The sequence below is a fragment of the Roseateles sp. DB2 genome (genome assembly GCF_051857535.1).
In the GTDB taxonomy this organism is placed as follows: domain Bacteria; phylum Pseudomonadota; class Gammaproteobacteria; order Burkholderiales; family Burkholderiaceae_C; genus Roseateles_B.
Window position 1 is genome coordinate 1 of sequence record NZ_JBPZGY010000018.1, and the last position, 20076, is coordinate 20076.

A 20076-nucleotide genomic window follows, 5' to 3' on the forward strand; every position below is an offset into this window, starting at 1 on the left:
GCCGGAGAAGGTGGTGCTGCTGTTGTCTCCACCCGCACTGAGCGTGTTGGCGCCGAGATTGACCGTACCCGCGCCCGCCAGCGAGCCTATGGTCTCGTCGGCGGACAGGTTCAGCACGCCGCCTGCGCCCAGGGTCAGGGCGGAGCTGTCCGACAGCGCGGCCCCGCCGCTGAGAGTCAGGGCGCCCGCGCTCAGGGTCGTGCTGCCGGTGTAGGTGTTGGTGCCGGAGAGGCTCAGGGTGCCGCTGCCCTGCTTGGTGAGCCCGCCTGTGCCGTTGATGGCGCCGGAGAAGGTGGTGCTGGCGTTGCCGCTGGTGGTGAGGGTGTTGGCCCCCAAGCTGACTGCACCGCTCCCCGCCAGGGAAGCGATGGTCTCGCTCGCGTTGAGGGCCAGGGTCGCACCGCTGGCGACCGTCACTGCCGTGCTGTTGGCCACAGCTGCGCCGCCGCTGAGCGCCAAGGTGCCGGCTGACACCGTGATGGCCCCGGTGTTGGTGTTGGTGCCCGAGAGCGTCAGGGTGCCCACGCCCGCCTTGGCCAGGGAGCCACTACCCGCCAGGATGCCGGACAGGCCAACGCCATTGGTATTGCTGATGGTCGACGAGCCACTGAGGTTGATGTTCTGGCTCAGTGTCACGCCGCTGCCGTTGATCTGCAGGGTGGTGCTGGACAGGGTCAGCGCTCCCGAACCCAGGTTGCTGCCGTTGTTGACTTCCACCACCCCCCCGCTGAGGGTGCTCGTCCCCGTGTAGGTGTTGGTCCCGGTGAAGATCATCCGGCTGTTGGCCCCCGAGTTGGGCGTGATGGCCAGGTTTCGGCTGCCGCCGCTCTCGGTGATGTTGCCGCTGAAGGTGACGATGCAGTTGCCCGCCACCCCATTGATGACCGTGGCGTTGCCGGCCAGCACGATGTCGTTCGTGGCCGTCATCGTTCCGACGCCGAGGAAGCCCAGGGAGGCGCCGCCGGCCAGCACGATCTGGCCCGTCCCCAGCGCTGTCGCCGAGCCGTTGACCACGAGGTAGCCGGCGTTGACGGTCTGCGTGCCGCTCTGGGTGTTGTTGCCGAACAGGGACAGGAAATAGCTCGAGCCATTCTTCGTGATGGCACCCGATCCGCTGACATTGCCCTTGAGATTGATGTCCCCGGACACGGTGTTGAAGGTGGCCCCGCCACTGCCGATCACCACCTGGCTGCTCAGCGTGATCTGGCTGCCGCCCGTGGCGCTTTCCACCGTGGCGCCGTCCAGGGTCAGCGTGCCGCCCCCGGTGTGGTTGAGTGCGGCGGCGGTGTTGGTGATCGAGCCGCCGCCATCCAGCGATCCCGACAGGGTCAGGGTGCCGCTGCCGGTCTTGGTGAAGACGGCGCCGCCGCTGCCCACCACCACGGCATTCGACACGGTGTGGGCGGCCCCGTTGGTGTCGGCCAGGGTGGCGCCATTCAGCGTCAGCGTGCCGGAGGACAGGTGGTTGGCGTCCGAGATGCGCAGCGTGCCGCCGCCCACGGTGATGTCACCGCTCATGCCTGCGTAGTTGCCGGTGTTGCTCAGCACCAGGGTACCGGCGCCACTCTTGCCCAGGGTGCCCGAACCTGCCAGTTGGCTGGAAATCGTGGCGGTCTTGCCCGAGCCATTGGAGATCGTCAGTGTCTTGCCCGCGTCCAGCGTGAGCGTGCTGCCGCTCAGGTTGAAGCCGTTGCCCAGATCGGCGTCGACCGTGGCGTTGTCGCTGACCGAAAGGCCGCCGGCCAGCGTCATCGCCCCGGTGAAGCTGCTGGACAGCACCAGGGTGTTCGCCCCCGACTGCGCATTGGCAATGGCCATGGCCTCGCTGAAGCTCACGCCATCGCTCAAGTCAGCCGTGCTCGTGTCCGTGGTGTTGGTCACGTAGATGCTGCTGCTGGTCACGCTGACGTCGGCCGTGGCGCTGCTCGTGCCATCCGACAGCGTGAAGCGCACGGTCTCGTTCCCGGCCGGTGTGTCATTGCGGTAGGTGATGCCACGCAGCACGGCCTGCACCAGGGCATTGGTGGCCGCGGTCCCGGAGCTGGTGAAGCTGATGCTCAACACGCCGCTCGAATTGGTGAAGGTGGCGAAGGTCAGGCCACCGGACTGCAGATTGCCGCCGCTGACCGTGAAGCCGGCCGCATTGAAACCCAGGGTGTCCGCGGACCAGGCCGTGCCCTGGCGCTGCACCGTCAGGCTGCCGCCAGCCCAGTCGCCCAGGCCGCCGTTGAGGGCGGCGAACTCGGCATCCAGCACCGTGGCATTGCCCCCGGCATCCAGGACCACTGTGCCGCCCACGCCCGCCCAGGCGACCGAATCGCCCTGCAGGCTGCCCGTCTGCGGCGTGCTGTTGTGACCGCTCACCGTGACGCCATTGCCCGTCAGGTCGGCAATCATGATCGCGGCAGCGGCCCCGGCGTTCCAGTCCTCGGCAGCGCCCAGGTTGTAGGTGGTGCTGTCGGTGGAGCTGCTTCCGTTCTTGTTCAGCAGGGCGTTGACGGCGGCCTTGTCGGTGGCGCTCAGGGTCAGGGTGGCGCTCGTACCGGAGCTGAGGTCCACGTCGGCGGTGTCGGTGAGCGTATAGGTGGCGCCGCCTTCGCCGGTCAGCGTGAGCTTGCTGGCAATGATGTCGTTGCCAATCCCGCTCAGAGACAAGAAGCCGGTGCCCGTGATCACCAACTGGCCACTCGTGCTGTCGTAGGTGGCGCTGGTGATCGCTGGCACCGCCACATTGCTGACGGTCACGCCGTTGGTGGTGTCAGCGATGTCGCCGCCCGTCACGACGCTGTTCCAGTCGTCTGCTGCCTGCAGGTTGTAAGTGGTGCCGCCGGTGGAGGCCGTGCCATTGCGGTTGAACATCAGCTCCACCTGCGCCCGATCCGTCGCGTTGAGCGTGACCGAGAAGCTGGTGGCGGATGTCACCTCGACATTGGACGAAGTCAGCGTGTAGCTGCTGCCGCCTTCTCCCACCAGCGTGAGCTTGGACACCGTGATGTCATTGGTCGCCCCGGACACGCCCACCATATTGGTGCCCGTGACGGTGAGCACATGGGTGCTGGCGTCATAGGTGGCCGAGGTGATGGCTGGGGATGTGACATTGCTCACCGTCACGCCATTGCCGGTGAGATCGGCTGGCGCGCTGGCGGTGGCGTCCCAGTTTGCGGCGGCGGCCAGATTGAAAGTGGTGCCGCCCACGGCGCTGGTGCCGTTCTGGTTGAGCAGGCCGTTGATGGCCAGCCGGTCGGCGGCATTGAGCGTGATCGAGAAGGCCGTGCTGCTGCTGGCGGTGGTGCTGGCCGAGGTGAGCGTGTAGGTTGCACCGCCCTGTCCGGTCAGCGTGAGCTTGCTGGGATCGATGGTGTCCCCGCTGACCATGTTGGCGCCGGTGACGGCCAGGACGCCGGTGCTGGCGTCATAGGTGGCGCTGGTGACACTGGCCGGGACCACGGCAGCAGAGATGCTGATGTCATCGATCTCGGGCGTGACCGCGCCGGACCAGCTGAAGCGGATCTCGTCCACATTGGCATAGAGGCTGTCGAAGACCAACTGCCCATAGCTGCCCCCGGCCGTCGTGCCGGCGAAGTTGTAGGTGATGTGGCCCGCGGAGTCTCCGGTCGTCAGGTTCACGACTTCGCCGCTGACCACGAGGTTGCCGTCCCGGTAGGCGCTGACCGTCACCGAGGTCGCGCCGGCGGAGGAGCCCAGCACGAAGGAGTTGAGCTTGAAGTCCGTGCCATCGGCCGACTTCATGGTGAAGTCAGAGATGAGGCTGCCGCCCAGGTTCCAGACGAAGTTCCGGTCGCCGCCGCCACCGTCCAGATTGGTGTTGAAGGACTGGTCGCTGGAATCCGGGGTGGCGAAGTCGTTGCTGGCGGCCGAGGTGAACGTCCAGCTGCCCACGTTGACGCTGGTGACCGAGGTCTGGTAGATCAGGCCCACGCCATTAAAGTTCTCGCTGGAAACCGCCAGCAGCCCCTGATAGGCACCCAGGGCCTGCCCTCCAAAGGCGATGGCCGCCTCGACACTGCCCACGCGCGCCTCCAACGTCCAGTCCCCGCCGGATCGGCTGGCGCCCGTGGCATCGTCAGAGGCTGCCACGTCGCGACCGGTCGCTTGCGCCAGCTGCTGGACGAAGTCCCGGCCCTGGCTGTCGGCGGCTACGTTGCAGCCATACAGCAGAAGGTCCCCGCCCGGCGCCATGGCACTGCCGATGCGCGCCAGCGTGGGGGCGTACTGGGACACAGTGCTGCTGTCCAGCCAGAGATTGCCGAGCTCCACGGCGCCGTCCCGGCCGTGCGAGACGATGTGCACCGCCGTCACGCCACGGTGCTGAGCCAGGTAGTCGGCGATCTGGTCCAGACCATTGCGCGAGGGATCGAGGTTCACGACCTCCATCCCCGGTCGTGTCGCCAGGCGCAGGGTGGCCGCGTCATCTACCTGACCCGAGAGGAATACAAGCTCCCGTTGGACGGGGCCGGTGGCCGCTGCCGACCCGAAGTGCCGCAGCAGCGCGGCGTCGGCATCAGCCACCTGCGAGGGTTCACGGTGCACAGCCGCCACCTCGGCCGCGGTGCTCAGGGCCGCTGCGTCGAACATGACGCGCGGCTCCAGCGCCAGCAGGAGGGGGGGCTGCGGTGGCGCGGTGCGAGTCGGTGACTGCGGACTTGCGCGCCCAGTGCGTCCAGGAGTGAGCTGCTGCTTGAGCTGCCTGAGTATCCGCATGACTGTCTCCAGCTTGTCCGTCCAGGCCGGCGCATCCAAGTGGGAAGCGTCCGGCAGTACCACCATCTCTCGGTGCCGCAGGCCTGAGGGAGCCAGGGCGTGAGGCAGGCTCATCCTACCTACATCCAGGCCATATCAGGCTTGACTCTGCCGGTTCAGCAGGGCGCCGTTCCCGCCCCCTGCTGACGCTGGGCCAGGATGCGGGAGGCCAGGCCGCGGAAAATCGCTGTCAGTCGGAAATAGGCACATTTGCGATCTTCTTGACGCCCAGCCCTTCCCTTTTCCATTGCCCAGATGTGCTGGGCAGTCGACCTGCGCACCCTGCACAGCGCCGATCGGCCGCGTATCTTTTCCGACACAGGGGGGCCAGCCCCCTGCCATGCGACCCGGAGCCGGCGCTCAAGGCCGCGAGGGGAAGATGCCTTCCAGGGCAATGATGAAGTTGCTGCCCAGGTAGGGGTTGCGAAGCGGCACCGGCTGGCTGCCCCCCGCCGGGCCCACCGTTACGGTGCCTGCGGCGGTGGCGGACATCGAGCCGGCACTGGTCGATGCGGTGATACCGCCCAACTGCGCCTTGCTCGCGTCAGGGGCGGTATTCGTGTAGAGCCCGCTGAAGGCCACGCTGTTCAGGCCCACCTTGCCAGCGGCCGCGGACAGGAAGGTGGTGGCCCCCGCAGTGGGCGGCACCATGGGGTTGGCCGTGCTGGTCCCGACGTCCACGCTCACCGAAGTGCTCAGCGATCCGGACACCCCGCTGGCCTGCCCGACGAAGGAGGCTGGATGCGCGTGCTGCGGCATCTGCCCGCTGGTCAGGGTCACGGACTCTGTGCCGCTGCGCTGGCCCTGCACGATGGGCGTGAGTCCAGGCCCATTGCCCATGCCCACGGCGACCCGGCCGCGCAGGTCCGGCAGGCCGAAGTTGACGATGCCATCGCCGCCAAAGGTGGTCCCCAGCAGGGCGAACAGCGCCGAGTTCTGTGCAATGGGCAGCAGGCGGCCGTCGCAGGGGGCCCAGCCGTTGGGGGCGTAGTTGAATCCGACCATGCGGATCTCGCCAATGAACGGTTCGCTCATGATGTGTATCTCCTTGAGGTGGGTGGATCAGCCGTTCGGCACGGCTTCTTGAGGAACAGGTCGGCGCATGTGGGTGTGGAAGCCTTTGTCGGCTAGCGGCACGAAGCCCAGGCGGCGGTAGAGGCGATGGGCCGGGTTGCCGGCCGCCACGTGCAGTTCGATGGGCAGGCCGCGCGCGTCAGCGCGGTCCAGCAATGCCGTCAGCAGGGCCGTGCCCAGACCCTGGCCGCGCAGCGCCGGAAGGAGAATCACGTCCACCAGCACGGACTGCTCCCTGCCCTCCCACCAGTACAGGCGGCCGACCGGCATGCCCTTGCGCATCAGCAGCAGGAACAGGGCGCCGGGGAAGTGCGTCTCGAAGTGGCGTTGCTGGTGTTCGAACTGCCCAGCCAGGAAGGTCTGGACCTGTTCAGCCGGCCAGCCAGTCTGGGCCAGCTCGGAGGCCCTCGTGCCAGCATAGAGCGCGAGCAGAAAGTCCCGGTCCGCAGGGCGGCAGGGCCGCGCACTCAGACCCAACTGCGCCAGGCCTGGCAGCAGGTCCGGATCATCGGGCGGGAGCGAATCCTCGAATGGCAGTGTCAGCACGATCCCTCGCTTCTGGCCCATGGGCGCTGCCCGGTGACTGAATGGCCGACCGATGGTAAGGAGCCACGGCCGCCTATCTCCCTGTCAGCGCTAGCAGATTGTTCATGAAGCGTGCATGGATTAAGGCGCTCAAAGCGCCCAGACTGGCATCACTCGGGAATCTCTGCCTCGGCCGGATGGGGCCAGCCGTCTTGCCCGGGCCTGCTGCGCCGGACGATGCTGCAGAGTCCGGCCGGCCCCAGGGCTTAGAGCCAGCATCGGGTGACGCCGGCTGCGGATGACCGCAGTAGCGGCGCGAGGCCGCGGCCCGCATCAAGCCTGAGGCGCAGAACGCCCTGGCGGCGAGCGATCACCCGCGCCGTTTCGTCGTCTGCGCCTTGCGAAACGCAGCTGGCGGCCGCCCCAGCAGGCGCTGGAAGGCGCGTCGCATGCGCTCGGTGCTGCCGAAACCGCAGTCCTCGGCGATGCGCTGGACCGAGGGCTGGCCGCCCTCCAGTGCGGCGCGGGCGGCCTCCACGCGCAGGCGCTCCACCACATGGGCGGGCGTGGCGCCGGTCTCGGCACGGAAGCAGCGGGCGAAGTGGCGTGGGCTCATGCAGGCGAGCGCCGCCAGTTCGTCCACGCGATGGTCCTGCTTGAGGTGCAGCCGGATGTGCTGCAGCAGCTCACCGAAGCGCCCTTCCGGCCGCTGCAGGTCCAGCAGGGGCGAGAACTGCGACTGTCCGCCCGGGCGCCGCCGTTCCACCACCAACTGGCGCGCTGCCTCGCGGGCCACGTCCTCGCCACAGTCGTGTGCGACCAGGGCCAGACACAGGTCGATGCCGGCGGTCATGCCGGCGCTGGTCCAGAGCTCGGGCCGGCGGACCTTGCGGCTGCGCTGGGCGGGCTCGCGCACGAAGATGCGATCCGGCTGCAGGCGGACGGCGGGGTAGGCGGTCTCGAACTGCCGGCTGCGGGACCAGTGCGTGGTCGCGGCGCGGTGGTCCAGCAGGCCGGCGGCTGCGAGCAGCAGGCTGCCGCTGCAGATGCTGGCCACGCGGGCACCGCTGCGGCTGGCGCGTTGCAGCCAGGCGACCAGGCGCGCATCGCGGCTGGCTGCATCGACGCCGTCGCCGCCTATCACCATCACCAGGTCGTCCGCGCTGCAGGCGCGCGGCAGCGGCTGCACCGGCCACGGCACGCCGGCCGAGCTGCGCACCGCGCCGTCCGCGTTCGCCGAGAGGCGCCAGGTGTAGCTGCCCGGCTGCTGCAGCCGCGCGACCTCGAACACCGCCATGGGACCGGCCAGGTCCAGCTGCTGGAAGCCGGGGAACAGGACGAAGACGATGCGGCAGGCCATGACCCATTGTGGCAGGCAGGGGCTGGGTCCGTGATGGCAGAAAAGGTGGGAACAGCGTCATGGCAGTCAATGCCGTCCTTGCGCACACTGACTCGTCTTGACTCAACGCACGCCTGGGAGGTGCAAACAGATGAATGTGGGCATCCTGATCTTCGACGAGGTGGAGCTGCTGGACATGGCCGGTCCCTACGAGGTGTTCACCACCGCGGCCCGGATGCACGGCCGCAGCCAGCCTGCGGGTGCACCGCCGCTCTTCAATGTCTTCACGCTGGCCCGCAGCGCAGCGCCGGTGCGGGCCCGCGCCGGCCTGCGCCTGCAGCCGGATTTCACGCTGGACGAGCACCCCTCGCTGGACTGCGCCCTGGTGCCCGGTGGTGTGGTCGACGCCGAGCTGGGGCAGGCGGCGCTGATGGGCTGGATCGCAGCGCAGGCCGGCAGGGCTCGCATCCTGGCTTCGGTCTGCACCGGTGCCCTGCTGCTGGCGCAGGCGGGCGTGCTGGATGGACTGGAGGCCACGACGCACTGGGAGGACGTGGACGCCCTGCGCGCCTTGCGGCCAGGCCTGCGCGTGCGGGAGGGCCTGCGCTGGGTCGATGCCGGCGGCATCGTCACCTCGGCCGGCATCTCGGCCGGTATCGACATGAGCCTGCACCTGGTCGAGCGTCTGCACAGCCGCACGCTGGCGCTGCGCACCGCGCGCCAGCTGGCGTTTGACTGGACGGAGGCGGCATGAGCGACATCGACAACAAGTTCGCAGGCAACACCGGCAGCGACCTCATCACCATCACCCGTCGCCCGGACATCGTCTTCATCGAGGGCCAGGGTTCCTGGCTGCTCGACGAGATGGGCAAGCGCTATCTCGATCTCGTGCAAGGCTGGGCCGTCAACAGCCTGGGGCACAGCCCGGCGCTGCTTGCGCAGGCTCTGACCGAGCAGGCCGGCCGGCTGGTGAACCCCAGTCCGGGCTTCTACAACCGCCCGATGCTGGACCTGGCGCGGCGCCTGGCCGAGCTGAGCTGCTTCGACCGCGTCTTCCTTGCCAGCTCAGGCGCTGAGGCCAACGAGGGCGCCGTCAAGCTCGCACGCCGCTGGGGCCGCAGGGAACGCGGCGGGGCGCACGAGATCATCAGCTTCGAGCAGGGCTTCCACGGCCGGACCCTCGCCATGATGAGCGCCTCCGGCAAGCCCGGCTGGGACCGGCTCTATGCACCCATGCCGAAGGGCTTCGCCAAGGCGCGGCTCAACGACATCACCTCGGTTGAGCGCGCCATCACGCCCGACAGCGTGGCCGTGATGATCGAGTTCGTGCAGGGTGAGGCCGGCGTCAACCTGGCTGACACTGGCTTTGTGCGGGAGCTGCGGGCCCTGTGCACCGAGCGCCGGCTGCTGCTGATTGCGGACGAGGTGCAGACCGGCGTGGGCCGCTGCGGCCATGCCTTTGCCTACGAGCTGCATGGCGTCGAGCCGGACCTGATGACCCTGGCCAAAGGCATTGGCGGCGGCGTGCCGCTGTCCGCCCTGCTGTGCAAGGAGCGCTTCAACTGCTTCGAGCCCGGTGACCAGGGCGGCACCTTCTGCGGCAATCCGCTGATGGCGGCGGCCGGGCTGGCCGTGGTGAACGAGGTCTGCAGGCCCGGCTTTCTGGCGGAAGTCCGGCGGCGTGGCGAGCAGCTGTCCCGCGGCCTGGCGGAGATCGCGCAGGAGCATGGCCTGCCCGGCGAGCGCGGTGCCGGGCTGCTGCGTGCCCTGGCCTTGCCTGTCGACCGCGCGGAAGCGGTGGTCGAGGCGGCGAGGGCCCTGACGCCAGTGGGGCTGCTGCTCAACGCGCCACGACCGCATCTGCTGCGCTTCATGCCGGCGCTGAACATCAGCGAGGAAGAAGTCGACACCGGGCTGGCGCTCTTGCGACAGGCCTTGCGCGAAGCCTTGTGACGGAAGGGCCGCAGTGAGGGCCTGTGACGACAGCCGGGACCCTGTGCAGGCCCGGCCGGCTTCACTCAGGGGAAGCTGAAGTTGGTGCTGAGGCTGGCGCCTGCGCCCAGCAGGAACGGCCCGGCGTTCTTGGCCGTGCCGCCCGCATTGACGGCGCCGAGGCTGTAGCGGCCCGCCGCCGCGGTGTCTGCCGAGAAGCTCAGGACGGTCGGCGCGGCAACATAGGCCGCCACCCAGGGGGCGCCGACGGGCACCGTGTAGGCATAGGCGCCGGTGCTGGCATTCGCGCCGCCCTGAGCCACGGTAATGGAGTGGCCCATGCTCAGCGTCTGCGTGACCTGGACCGCGGCATCGACGGGCACGCTGCCCGTGGCCACCGTCCCGACCAGCAGGCCGCTTGCGGAGGCGGGGGGGTTCAGGCCGCTGGTGCCGGTGGCGATCGAGGTCACCGTGCTGCTGGCAACACTCACGCCGGTCACGACGGCGGTGGCGCGTCCAGGGGCGCTCACGACCAGGTCATAGCTGCCGGGCGCGACGGGCTGCAGCAGGTACATGCCGGTGCTGTCAGGCGTCGTGGTCTTCACGACCACGCCACCCTGTTGCAGCGCCACCAGCGTCGTTCCGGCGGCAAGGCTGTTGTCCACGCTGCCGCGCACACCCGAGACCAGGCGCGGGACCACCGACACGACCGGCTTGAGCAGGAACTGGCCCGAGTTGCCGGCGCTCACGATGGACTTGCAGGCGTCGAAGTCCAGCACGAAGTCGGCCAGCTCGCTGGCCTTGACGGTGATATCCACGTTCAGCTTCAGGCCCGACTGCGTCGCACTGGGCGTGGTGAGCCCGACCTCGGCGCCGCCGGTTGGCACGACCGAGTTGGCCAGGGGCGTGCTGCCGCCATTGCTGGCCAGCAGCAGGCGCATCTGTGTGTAGCGCCCCGCAGGCAGCGGCGTGGAGCCGATTGTGGCCAGCACGCCGTTGCGCAAGGTGAGCAGGTCCACGCGCAAGGCGGGATTGAGGCTGATCTCGGACCAGCCGGCATCGGTGTCCGCGGCTGTGCTGCTCTGGTGGACGCGCACCTTCTGCAGCGTGACAAAGACCTTGTCGAAGCCGCAGGCGGGCGCGTCGGTCAGTGCCAGCTGCAGGGTGCCGTTGTTGCTCACCGGCGTACCGCTGCTGCCTCCGCCACCACCACATGCCGTCAACACGGACAGCGCCATCGCGCCCAGAAAGGCAGGAACGCCGATCCGGCGCCCTTGCAAAGGCAGGAACTTGAGCATGATCACCTCCGGTGAAGTTGTCGGGCGCCAGGCTGGCTGAGCGGGCCGCGCACGGTGGTTCGCGATGTGCTCAGGGATGGTAGGCCGCGGCGGTGATGCTGCGCGGGGGCGACGACTGCGGCTGTAAGCGAGTGCGTCTCATGGGCGGCTGGGGCGGCGGTATTGCAGCGCGCTCACACGCAAATTACGTCTGGCAACCACAGGGGACCTGCCTCCGCCTTAGTCTGGGCCTCGTGAACACCACGTACCCCCGCTCCCTCCTCCTGCCCACGCCCGTGCGCCGGCCGCTGCGCTGGCCCGTGTCGAGGGCCCTTCTCTGCGTGCCTCTTGTGGGCGCCGCCGTGCTCGCCGGCTGTGCCTCGACAGTGCCGCCCGCGCCGACGCCGTCCACGCCCCCCGCCGCGGCTCCACCTCTGACCGCGGCGCCGAGCGCAGCCGACCAGCAGCGCCGTGGCGAGTTCGACAAGGCGCTGGACAGCTGGCACGGCGCGACCGTGCAGGAGCTGCTGCGCAAGATGGGCAAGCCCGAGGCGATCACGCGGCGGGCGGACGGCACCTATGACTACCGCTACTCCAAGTCCACCCGCGCGGGTCCGGAGGGCCGTCCGGCCTTCAGCTGCACCGTGCGCTACCTGGTCGACGCGCCGGCCAGGCAGGTGATCGGCCATTCGATCGAAGGGTGCTGAGCGGGCGTTGCGCGGCGGGTGATGGCAGGCGGGACCGCTATGCTCGCGGTTCCCCCTCACCTTCGATCCTGCTGCCTGCACCGCCGCTGCCTCCTGAGCGGCCGAGTGCCTGCGGGCAGCAGTGCCGACGCTCCGCATGCTTCTCGACCTCGGCCCTCTGCGCCACAACACCGCCTTTCGCCGGCTCTTCGCCAGCCAGTTCATTTCCGGGCTGGGCACCATGGTCAGCTATGTGGCCGTGCCCTGGCAGCTTTACGAGCAGACGCACTCCAACGCCCAGGTCGGCCTGCTGGGCCTGGTGCAGCTGCTGCCTGTGTTGCTGTGCGGCCTGCTGGGTGGCGCGGTGGCGGACCGCATGGACCGCAAGCGTCTGCTGATCGGTTCCGAGGCGCTGATGGCCCTGTGCCTGGCCGGCCTGCTGGCCAATGCCATGAGTGCCGCCCCCAGCGTGCTGGCGATCTACGCCCTGGTGGCGGTGCTGCAGGGCGCCAGTGGCTTCCACCGCCCTGCGTTGGAGGCCCTGACGCAGAAGCTGGCGCGGCCCGAGGAGTTCGCGGCCGTGGCGGCGTTGTCCTCCGTGCGGGGCACGGTGGGCATGGTGGCCGGCCCGGCCCTGGCGGGGCTGCTGCTGGCACGCTGGGGTGCGGTGGGCGCCTATGCCTTCGACTTCTGCACCTTCCTGGCCGCGCTGTTCTTCATCGCCCGCATCCCGAAGGCGGCGATCGGCACGCCGGTCTCGCTCCCGGAACGACCGCACCTGCTGGCCGATCTGGCCGAGGGTCTTCGCTTCGCCTGGCGGCGCCCGGAGCTGATGGGCACCTACATCGTCGACATCGTCGCCATGGCCTTCGCCTTCCCGGTGGCCCTGTTTCCGGCCATGGCCGCGGCGGACGGGCGCACCGAGTCCGTGGGCTGGCTGCTGTCGGCGATGTCGGTCGGCGCGCTGATCGTCGGTGTCTTCAGCGGCTGGACGGGGCGGGTGAGACGGCACGGGCGGGCCGTCATCATCGCGGCGGCCGTGTGGGCCCTGGGCATCGTGGCCCTGGGCTTCGCGCCCGGCCTGATGCTGGGCCTGGCCTGCCTGGTGGTTGCCGGCGCGGCGGATATGGTCAGCGGCGTGTTTCGCGGCACCATCTGGAATGAAACCATTCCCAATGAGCTGCGCGGCCGCCTGGCCGGCATCGAGATGATCAGCTACCTGACCGGCCCGCTGATCGGCAACGTCCGCGCGGGCTTCATGGCTGATGCCTGGGGCGTCTCCACCGCCGTCTGGCTCGGTGGCGCCATCTGCCTCGCCGGCGTCATCGCGACAGGCTTCGTCTTGCCGCGCTTCTGGGCCTATCGCAGCGCACCGGCGCAGGCCGTCAAGGCGGCCTCAGCCGCCCCAGCTTCCTGAGGGGAGCCTGCTCGATGCGCCGCGGGTCCTGGTCTTCGCTCCCCAGCGTCCAAGTCCAGTCGCCGGGCAAGACCTGACCCCCTCCGTCTGCTGCCGGCGGGGCCCGGCTTGGATCGCTGCGGCGGTGGATCTGTTACCCGATCCGGGGGGCGTCACGCGCCTTCCTGGCGAGTGCAAGGGTAAATACCAAAGTAGTACCAATTGTGTCTGCGACCTGAAGGCGTTAGGGTGCGCTGGCGTCTGGTCGCTGCGGCGTCCGGATGGGCGAAGCAGTCCCTTTCACTGACCGTCGGCGATGGCGCTGCCAGGGTGGCGGGCGCGGGCCGGCATTGATCATGGAGACACGAGATGGTCCATCTGGAGCTTGAGCGGCAAGGCGCGCGGTGCCTTCGCGCAGGGCGCTTCCTGGGAGCGAGCCTGGCCGGCTGGCTGCTGTCCCTGGGCGCGGCGGCGGCGGTGCCCGGTACCGGCGAGGTGTTGGCGCCGGACATCACGGGCGTGGACAGCGGTCAGCCCCTGCAGCTGGCGTGGGCCAAATGGTGGGGGCCGGCCGCCGATCGCTGGCAGTTGCTGCGCAATGGCGCCATCGTCTGCCAGGGACGTCTGGACGCCGCCAGCTGGACGCAGTGGCGCCAGGCCCAGCAAGGCGGCTGCAGCACGCCGCTGGGGGCCGGCGAGAACCGCCTACAGCTGCGCCTGTGCCAGGGGAGCGACTGTAGCGACGGCCCGGTGCGCCGGGTGAGCCTGCCCGCGGTGGTGCCGCAGGCGGCGGCGGCGGATTGGCTGGCCGGCGCGACCTATGTCAAAGGGGCGCGCGTGCAATGGGAGGGGCGGATCTACGAGGCGCGTTACTGGTCCAGGGGCGCGCAGCCCGGACAGGACCGCGAAGCCTGGCAGTTGCTGGCCAATGCACGGACCCAGGGTGCGCAGGTCGGGGTCAGCACCTGGCGGGGCGGGGCCCAGGCGGCCTACAGCGTGCTGTTTGACGACTACTGTGGCTGGAGCAACGATGACGGTCAGGTGCTGGGCGAGCAGGAGCTGGCCCGGCGTGGCCTGGTGGCGGCCTTCGGCGTGATGCCGGGCAGTTGCGGCGATCCGGCCTGGTCACCCCATTGGTCGCGGCTGAAGGGCTTTGTGTCGAGGGGGCACGAGGTCTTCAACCATTCCTGGGACCACGGCCATCCGATGGATGCCGACTGGGCCTACCGGAAATGGGGGGGCAACGAGCTGGAGATCCGCCAGTCCACGCAGAAGGTGGCCGAGATGCTGGACGGCTACCAGATGCAGTTCTTCAGCTTCCCCTTCGACGTGGCCACGGATGAGCAGCTGGCCTTCCTGAAGTCCATGCCGCAGTACCTGGGCACGCGCACGCCCAACTACTGGCAGGCCAACGGCGTGAACGCGGCCAGCTTCAGCGACCCCTTCCGGCTGCGATTCCAGGTCTACGCCAATGCTGACCAGGGGGCGGACAACCCGGCTTCGCTGCCCAATTTCCTGCGCGACACGCTGGCGCAGGGCGGCTGGGGGCTGCGCGTCTTCCATTCCGTGAATGACGGCTACTTCGAGTCCGTGCCCCTGCCCGCCTACCAGGCGCACCTGGATGCCCTGCAGCAGGCCGTGCAGGCCGGGCGGCTGTGGGTGGCCGGCGTCTCCGAGATCCTGCGCTACCGCGTGGCGCGCGAGGCCTGCGCGCTGGCTGCGGAGCGGGTGGCGACCGGCCTCCTGATCAGCTTCGACAACCGGGGCGAGGCCTGCCAGCGTCACGCCACGCCTCTGAGTCTGCGGGTGGACGGCGCCAGCGGCACGCTGCAGGCCTGGCAGGCCGGTGCGGCCCTGCCGCTCAGTGTGCGTGGGGATGGCAGCCAGTGGGTGACGGCGAATCCGCTGCAGGGGCCGGTGCTGCTGCGCTGACGCCGGGGTGGGCGGGGCGCCTGCTGGCCTGGGTCTACAGAGGCTGGACCTGGAAGACCTGGCGCAGATAGGCCAGGAAGGTCTCGTCGTCGCAGAGGGTCTTGCCAGGGCTGTCGCTGAGCTTGGCCACGGGCTGGCCATTGGCGTGGGTCAGCTTCATCACGATGTTCAGCGGTGTCAGGCCCAGGTCGTTGCTCAGGTGGGTGCCAATGCCGAAGCCCAGCTGCACCCGGTCGGCGAAGTGGCGGTACAGGGCGATGGCTTTGTCCACGGTCAGGCCGTCGCTGAAGACCAGGCGCTTGGTGTGGGCGTCGATGCGCAGCTTGGCGTAATGGGCCAGGGCCTTTTCGCCCCAGATGACGGGATCGCCGCTGTCGTGGCGCAGGCCGTCGAAGAGCTTGGCGAAGTAGAGGTCGAAGTCGGCCAGGAAGGCGTCCATGCCCACCACGTCGGTCAGGGCTATGCCCAGGTCGCCGCGGTACTCCTGCACCCAGTCCTCCAGCGCCGCCTTCTGGTGGTCGCGCAGGCGCACCGTGCCCAGGGCCTGGAAGGTCTGCAGGTACTCGTGCGCCATGGTGCCGATGGGCACCAGGCCCAGCTCGAGCGCCAGCTTCACATTGGAGCTGCCCTTGAAGTGCTGCGGGAGGGCGTCGCGCAGCTGGCGCACGACCTCGCGCTGCCAGTCGCCCGAGTAGCGGCGGCGCAGGCCGAAGTCGAAGAGCTCGAAGGGATGGCGCAAGCCCTCGGTCTCCTGCGCGAAGGCCTGCAGCGTGGCGATCTTGGCGTCCAGGCGGCGCTGTCCCTCGGCGCGCACGGCGGGGGTGTCCAGGCGGCGGAAATAGAGTTCGTTGACGATGGCCAGCACCGGGATCTCGAAGCCCATCACATGCACCTGCGGGCCGCGCGCGACGATGTGCAGGGTGTCGCCCTCGGTGCTGACCTCGATGAAGGCGCGCTGGAAGCGGAAGAGGCGTAGGAAGTCGATGAAGTCGCTCTTGATGAAGCGCAGGCTGCGCAGATAGGCCAGCTCCTCGTCCGACAGGCTCAGGGCGCACAGGGCGTCGAGCTCGCGCTCCACCTCGTCCTTCAGCTGGCTCAGGGGAAAGGCCGGCGTGTTGCGGCAGACGAAGCGGTACTCCGCCTGGGTCTGTGGGTGGCGGTGCAGCAGGGCCTGCCACATCGTGAACTTGTAGAGGTCTGTGTCCAGCAGGCTGCGGATCACGGGCGGGTGGGTCAGGGCGCTCATGGGGCGGTCCTTCAGAATTCGGTGCTCAGGGCCAGGCGCACGCCGCGTGCCTGCATGGCCGTGAAGAAGGCGGCCTGCGCGGCCTCGAAGCCGGCTACTGGGCTGATGCAGTCGCGTAGCAGCACCAGCTTGCCACGCGAGCCTGCAGGCAGGTGCTCGACCAGATGCTCGACCGTGGCCCGCACGCAGTGGCTGCCGGCCTCACCGGCGATCAGCAGCTGGTCTGCAGCGTCCAGCGCGGCCAGCAGCGGGCGGTTGAGCTGGGTGCGGGCGTCCTGCGCATCCGGCACCTCGGCCTGCAGGGCGCTGTAGTGCTCGGTCCAGGGGTTCTCGCCCTTGGTGACGACCTGCACCGAGCGGCCCTGGGCATCGGCCCAGCGGTCCAGTGCGGCCTGCAGACCGGCATGCACGGTCTGCCCCCAGCTGCCCATCTGGCAGTGCACGGGCCAGACCATCAGCGTGTAGCGGCCGGTGGCTTCCAAGGCGTCGAGGTAGTCCAGCACGCGCGGCAGGGCGGCGGCCTCGCGCGGGCGGAAGGCGCCGGCGCGCACCTCGGCGGCGTTGATGGCGGTGAAGGGGGCGGGGGCTGCCTGCGTGGCCGCCTCCAGCCAGAAGCCGGGGTGGGCGACGTCGATGCGGTGGTGCGAATCGAGGGTCACGGTGATGCCCTGCAGGCCCGCGCCCAGGCGCTGCACCAGCGCGGCGGCACGCAGCAGGTCGCCATGGGCGCCGGCCACGGGCAGTGCCGGGCGGATGGGAGCGCCCAGGGTCGGGTGCTGCGGCAGCCAGTCCTCGGGCAGGTCGCAGAAGTCATTCTGGGGATCGATCAGCAGCAGCTGGGTGTTCATGGCGGTCCTCCTGTTCAGGTCTGGCGCATGGACCCATCATACGCCCACTTAAATGCACTATGAAATTAACTGGCGAAAGGAAGACGGTGCAGGGAATGAGCCAAAGGCCAGTCCTGATCGATGCTCCTGGGGATGCGACTCTGGATGTTTCGGCGCTATCCTCTGTTCGGTGAGCACTTCAACAAACTTCCGCCGCACGCCGGCACCCCTGATCTGCACGGTGGATCTCGTGCTGCTGACCCTGCGGGATGGGCAGCTGCAAGTACTGCTGCTCAAGCGCGAGCGCGAGCCCTATGCCGGCGCCCTGGCCCTGCCCGGCGGCTATGTGCAGCCAGATCAGGACCAGGGCTGTGAGGAGGCCGCCCATCGCGTGCTGCACGAGAAGGCCGGCCTGAACGGTCTCTACCTGGAGCAGCTGGCCACCTTCAGCGGCCCGGGGCGGGATCCGCGCGGCTGGAGCGTGTCCGTGGCCTATGTGGCCCTGGTGGATGCGGGCCGGTTGGCCCGGCATGCGCCGCCTCTGCCGGGCTGCAGCTGGCTGCCCGTGGACCGCCTGCCCGCCCTGGCCTTCGACCACGGGCATGTCGTGGAGGCCGCGGTGGCGCGGGTGCGCAGCAAGAGCCTCTATTCCTCGCTGCCAGCCCACCTGTGCCCGGAGCCCTTCACCCTGCCCGAGCTGCATGCGGTCTACCAGGCGGTGCTGGGCGAATCGGTGAACGCCGTGAGCTTTCGTCGCAAGATGGACGAACTGGACATCCTGGACACCGTGGTCGGCGCCAAGCGCGCCGAGGGCGCCCACCGCCCGGCCCAGCTGTACCGGCTCAAGAAGGAGTTTCGCCAGCGGCTGCGCCTGGTGGGGCGGGGCCTGAAGGCCTGAGCGCCTGAGGCATGAGCGCCTGCGGCCTGAGGCCTGAGGGCCGATGAAGGTACCCGCGCGGCACTCGTCTCCTCAGGCGGCCGAGCCGCGGGCACGGCGGGCCGGAGCGGCCGCATCAGCCTCACGCGGCCCGGTCAGCGCACCCGCCGCTGCGGCCTTGAGCAGGCGCTGGAAGGTCGGGCACTGCGCATGGCTGGGCGCCGGGCAGGCGGCGGCGTGCCGCAGGCCGCGGCTCATGGCGCGCAGGCGCAGCGCCTGGGCATCGATCTCATCCGCCTTGGCCGCCAGCAGGGCGCGGTCCACACTGGCCTCGCCATTGGGCAGCACCATGGTGCGGATCTCGTCCAGCGACAGCCCGGCGGCCTGCCCCAGTGCGATCAGCGCCAGCTGGTTCATCACGCCCGGCGGGTAGCGCCGCCGGCCGGCCGTTTCCCGCTCGATGGGGGCGATGAGGCCGCGCCGCTCGTAGTAGCGCAGGGTCGAGGCAGCCACGCCGGAACGCCGGGCCACTTCTGCGATATCCATCACGACACACCTCTTGACTTGAAGTTGACTTCAACTTCTATCCTGACTTTCAAGTGCTCGCAGGTCAAGCCGCCTGCGGGCAGCTGATGCAGTCAACAGGAGGTGAGTGATGAACGGATCGATGGACATGGGGCCCGCCTTGGCCCAGGCGCTGGCCCAGGCGCTGGCCCAGACGCTGGCCCTGGGGCTGGGCGCGACGGCACTGATGGACCTGTGGCTCATGGGACTGCGCCGGGTCGGCGTGGTGACCCTGGACTTTGCCCTGCTGGGCCGCTGGGCCGGCCACCTGTTGCAGGGATGCTGGCGCCATGAAGCCATCGCGAAGGCCAGGCCGGTGCGCGGGGAGCGGGCCCTGGGCTGGTTCGTGCATTACGCCGTCGGCCTGCTCTTCGCGGCCCTGCTGCTGGCCTGGCAGGGATGGGCCTGGCTGGAGGCGCCGCGACTCGCCCCGGCCCTGCTGCTGGGCCTGACCACTGCGGCGGCGCCCTTGCTGCTGATGCAGCCGGCCATGGGTGCGGGCCTGGCGGGGCGCCGCAAGGGGTCGGTCGGTCCGAACGTGCTGCGCAGCGCCGCTAACCACCTTGTCTTCGGCTTCGGCCTCTACCTCAGCGCGCTGGCGCTGCAGCTGCTACGCGCGGCGGCCTGAGAGCCTGTTGCGCTTCCATCCCTGTCTCAACCCAAGGAGTGACCCTCATGAAGAAACTCGCCGTCATCTACCACAGCGCCCACGGGCACACGGCCCATATCGCCCGCCACATCGTCGAGGGCGCGCGCAGCGTCGACGGCATCGAGGTGGACCTGCTGCAGGCGGAAGTCCTCGCGGACGCTCCCGATGCCGTCACCGCCTACGACGGCCTGCTGATGGGCTCGCCCACCTACCTGGGCGGCGTCTCCAGCGTGTTCAAGCGCTTCATGGATGCCACCGGCCGCTTGTGGCGCCAGCAGGGCCTGCGCGGCAAGCTGGCGGGCGCCTTCACGGTGTCATCGCTGCCTTCTGGCGACAAGCAGTCCACGCTGATGTCTCTCTTCGTCTTCGCCATGCAGCACGGCATGGTGTGGGTGGGCAATCCCATCCTGCCAGAACAGCATGCAGGTGTTCCCGAGCGCGAGGCGGCCAATCGCCTGGGCTCCTGGTCCGGTCTGATGGCGCAGTCAGGTCACGGCATGCCGGCCGACGCCTTCGAACCAGGCGACGTGAAGACAGCCCGCCTGTTCGGCCGCCACATGGCCGAGACCCTACATCGCCTGGGCGCGGCCTGAGTGGCAGGCCAGCCAGGAGACGACCATGATCCCTTCCCGCTTCGCCGGCGTGCTGTTCGCGCTGATCCTCTCGGGCCTGATGTCTGCCCTGGTGGCGGGCATCGCCAGTTGGGGGGCATCGGTGGCAAGTATTGAGAATCCGTGGCCATGGCTGGAGGCCTGGCGCAGGGCCTGGCTGCATGCCTGGCCGGTGGCCTTTCCAGCCGTGCTGCTGATGGCGCCGCTGACGCGCCGCCTGGTGACCTGGCTGACGACGCCGCGCTGAAGTCAGGCTCAGTCCAAGGGGCGGGGCGTCCACCGCGGCAGGCGTGCCATCGGCAGGTGTGCGGCGAGCGAATCCCAGGATGCGCGACGCGGGCAAAAAAAGACGCGCCGTAGCGCGTCTTCGGGGAGAAGGC

General features: G+C 69.3%; 17 protein-coding genes. 9 read left to right on the plus strand and 8 right to left on the minus strand.

The annotated features are described in order from the left end of the window. The 4 genes from ACS5PK_RS20020 to ACS5PK_RS20035 form a co-directional block, all read right to left on the minus strand. Positions 1-4596 (minus strand): DUF4347 domain-containing protein (locus ACS5PK_RS20020; protein WP_439442033.1); only part of this gene is annotated, 4596 nt, incomplete at its 3' end. A gap of 525 nt (positions 4597-5121) precedes the next feature. Beyond that, positions 5122-5796, minus strand: coding sequence for a phage tail protein (locus tag ACS5PK_RS20025; RefSeq protein ID WP_439442034.1), 675 nt, complete (start codon positions 5794-5796; stop codon positions 5122-5124). Between the two features lie 27 nt (positions 5797-5823). Next, positions 5824-6381 (minus strand): GNAT family N-acetyltransferase, encoded by a 558-nt coding sequence (locus tag ACS5PK_RS20030; RefSeq protein WP_439442035.1) that lies wholly within the window; start codon positions 6379-6381, stop codon positions 5824-5826. A gap of 349 nt (positions 6382-6730) precedes the next feature. Next, positions 6731-7720, minus strand: coding sequence for a GlxA family transcriptional regulator (locus tag ACS5PK_RS20035; protein WP_439442036.1), 990 nt, complete (start codon positions 7718-7720; stop codon positions 6731-6733). Positions 7721-7850: 130 nt separating this feature from the next. On the opposite strand from ACS5PK_RS20035, the gene ACS5PK_RS20040 reads away from it, so the two are divergent. Both ACS5PK_RS20040 and ACS5PK_RS20045 read left to right on the plus strand, forming a co-directional pair. After that, on the plus strand, positions 7851-8453 hold the full coding sequence (locus tag ACS5PK_RS20040; RefSeq protein WP_439442037.1) for a DJ-1/PfpI family protein: 603 nt from the start codon (positions 7851-7853) through the stop codon (positions 8451-8453). Continuing rightward, positions 8450-9652, plus strand: coding sequence for an acetylornithine transaminase (locus ACS5PK_RS20045; RefSeq protein WP_439442038.1), 1203 nt, complete (start codon positions 8450-8452; stop codon positions 9650-9652). Before ACS5PK_RS20040 ends, ACS5PK_RS20045 begins: the two co-directional genes overlap by 4 nt. Before the next feature lie 65 nt (positions 9653-9717). On the opposite strand, the gene ACS5PK_RS20050 is transcribed toward ACS5PK_RS20045, so the two are convergent. Next, positions 9718-10929 carry a DUF4382 domain-containing protein gene (locus ACS5PK_RS20050; protein ID WP_439442039.1) on the minus strand — a complete coding sequence of 404 codons (1212 nt, stop codon included), beginning with the start codon at positions 10927-10929 and terminating at the stop codon, positions 9718-9720. A 233-nt stretch (positions 10930-11162) separates the two neighbouring features. Between ACS5PK_RS20050 and ACS5PK_RS20055 the strand changes: the two genes are divergently transcribed. The 3 genes from ACS5PK_RS20055 (at position 11163) to ACS5PK_RS20065 (ending at position 14922) form a co-directional block, all read left to right on the plus strand. Beyond that, positions 11163-11615 (plus strand): hypothetical protein, encoded by a 453-nt coding sequence (locus ACS5PK_RS20055; protein WP_439442040.1) that lies wholly within the window; start codon positions 11163-11165, stop codon positions 11613-11615. A gap of 136 nt (positions 11616-11751) precedes the next feature. Beyond that, complete coding sequence (locus tag ACS5PK_RS20060; protein WP_439442041.1) at positions 11752-13011, plus strand: MFS transporter; 1260 nt, start codon at positions 11752-11754, stop codon at positions 13009-13011. 348 nt (positions 13012-13359) lie between these two features. Further along, positions 13360-14922 carry a carbohydrate-binding protein gene (locus ACS5PK_RS20065; RefSeq protein WP_439442042.1) on the plus strand — a complete coding sequence of 521 codons (1563 nt, stop codon included), beginning with the start codon at positions 13360-13362 and terminating at the stop codon, positions 14920-14922. A gap of 34 nt (positions 14923-14956) precedes the next feature. Here the strand turns inward: ACS5PK_RS20065 and pncB are convergent, their stop codons facing one another. Continuing rightward, positions 14957-16168 (minus strand): nicotinate phosphoribosyltransferase, encoded by a 1212-nt coding sequence (pncB, locus tag ACS5PK_RS20070; protein ID WP_439442043.1) that lies wholly within the window; start codon positions 16166-16168, stop codon positions 14957-14959. Positions 16169-16179: 11 nt separating this feature from the next. After that, positions 16180-17016, minus strand: coding sequence for a cysteine hydrolase (locus ACS5PK_RS20075; protein WP_439442044.1), 837 nt, complete (start codon positions 17014-17016; stop codon positions 16180-16182). 169 nt (positions 17017-17185) lie between these two features. Here ACS5PK_RS20075 and ACS5PK_RS20080 point away from each other — a divergent pair, with 169 nt between their 5' ends. Beyond that, a complete protein-coding gene (locus ACS5PK_RS20080; RefSeq protein ID WP_439442045.1) occupies positions 17186-17893 on the plus strand; it encodes an NUDIX hydrolase in 708 nt (235 codons plus the stop codon). Positions 17894-17965: 72 nt separating this feature from the next. Here the strand turns inward: ACS5PK_RS20080 and ACS5PK_RS20085 are convergent, their stop codons facing one another. Further along, positions 17966-18418: a helix-turn-helix domain-containing protein gene (locus ACS5PK_RS20085; RefSeq protein WP_439442046.1), complete on the minus strand. Its 453-nt coding sequence runs from the start codon at positions 18416-18418 to the stop codon at positions 17966-17968. Between the two features lie 109 nt (positions 18419-18527). On the opposite strand from ACS5PK_RS20085, the gene ACS5PK_RS20090 reads away from it, so the two are divergent. The 3 genes from ACS5PK_RS20090 to ACS5PK_RS20100 are packed head-to-tail and all read left to right on the plus strand — an operon-like array spanning position 18528 to position 19943. After that, the gene (locus ACS5PK_RS20090; RefSeq protein ID WP_439442047.1) at positions 18528-19064 is read left to right on the plus strand and encodes a DUF2938 family protein; all 537 of its coding nucleotides are present in this window, start codon (positions 18528-18530) and stop codon (positions 19062-19064) included. Between the two features lie 47 nt (positions 19065-19111). Then, positions 19112-19678 (plus strand): flavodoxin family protein, encoded by a 567-nt coding sequence (locus tag ACS5PK_RS20095; RefSeq protein WP_439442048.1) that lies wholly within the window; start codon positions 19112-19114, stop codon positions 19676-19678. A 25-nt stretch (positions 19679-19703) separates the two neighbouring features. Next, positions 19704-19943 (plus strand): DUF2798 domain-containing protein, encoded by a 240-nt coding sequence (locus ACS5PK_RS20100; RefSeq protein WP_439442049.1) that lies wholly within the window; start codon positions 19704-19706, stop codon positions 19941-19943. Positions 19944-20076: the final 133 nt, after the last annotated feature.

What these genes read in the sequence shown, in the direction of transcription:
- ACS5PK_RS20095 (WP_439442048.1), top strand. Translation starts at nt 19,112, where the DNA reads ATGAAGAAACTCGCCGTCATCTACCACAGCGCCCACGGGCACACGGCC.
- ACS5PK_RS20090 (WP_439442047.1), top strand. Translation starts at nt 18,528, where the DNA reads ATGAACGGATCGATGGACATGGGGCCCGCCTTGGCCCAGGCGCTGGCC.
- ACS5PK_RS20050 (WP_439442039.1), bottom strand. Translation starts at nt 10,929, where the DNA reads ATGCTCAAGTTCCTGCCTTTGCAAGGGCGCCGGATCGGCGTTCCTGCC.
- ACS5PK_RS20100 (WP_439442049.1), top strand. Translation starts at nt 19,704, where the DNA reads ATGATCCCTTCCCGCTTCGCCGGCGTGCTGTTCGCGCTGATCCTCTCG.
- ACS5PK_RS20085 (WP_439442046.1), bottom strand. Translation starts at nt 18,418, where the DNA reads ATGGATATCGCAGAAGTGGCCCGGCGTTCCGGCGTGGCTGCCTCGACC.
- ACS5PK_RS20060 (WP_439442041.1), top strand. Translation starts at nt 11,752, where the DNA reads ATGCTTCTCGACCTCGGCCCTCTGCGCCACAACACCGCCTTTCGCCGG.
- ACS5PK_RS20045 (WP_439442038.1), top strand. Translation starts at nt 8,450, where the DNA reads ATGAGCGACATCGACAACAAGTTCGCAGGCAACACCGGCAGCGACCTC.
- ACS5PK_RS20025 (WP_439442034.1), bottom strand. Translation starts at nt 5,796, where the DNA reads ATGAGCGAACCGTTCATTGGCGAGATCCGCATGGTCGGATTCAACTAC.
- ACS5PK_RS20075 (WP_439442044.1), bottom strand. Translation starts at nt 17,016, where the DNA reads ATGAACACCCAGCTGCTGCTGATCGATCCCCAGAATGACTTCTGCGAC.
- ACS5PK_RS20065 (WP_439442042.1), top strand. Translation starts at nt 13,360, where the DNA reads ATGGTCCATCTGGAGCTTGAGCGGCAAGGCGCGCGGTGCCTTCGCGCA.
- ACS5PK_RS20040 (WP_439442037.1), top strand. Translation starts at nt 7,851, where the DNA reads ATGAATGTGGGCATCCTGATCTTCGACGAGGTGGAGCTGCTGGACATG.
- ACS5PK_RS20035 (WP_439442036.1), bottom strand. Translation starts at nt 7,720, where the DNA reads ATGGCCTGCCGCATCGTCTTCGTCCTGTTCCCCGGCTTCCAGCAGCTG.
- pncB (WP_439442043.1), bottom strand. Translation starts at nt 16,168, where the DNA reads ATGAGCGCCCTGACCCACCCGCCCGTGATCCGCAGCCTGCTGGACACA.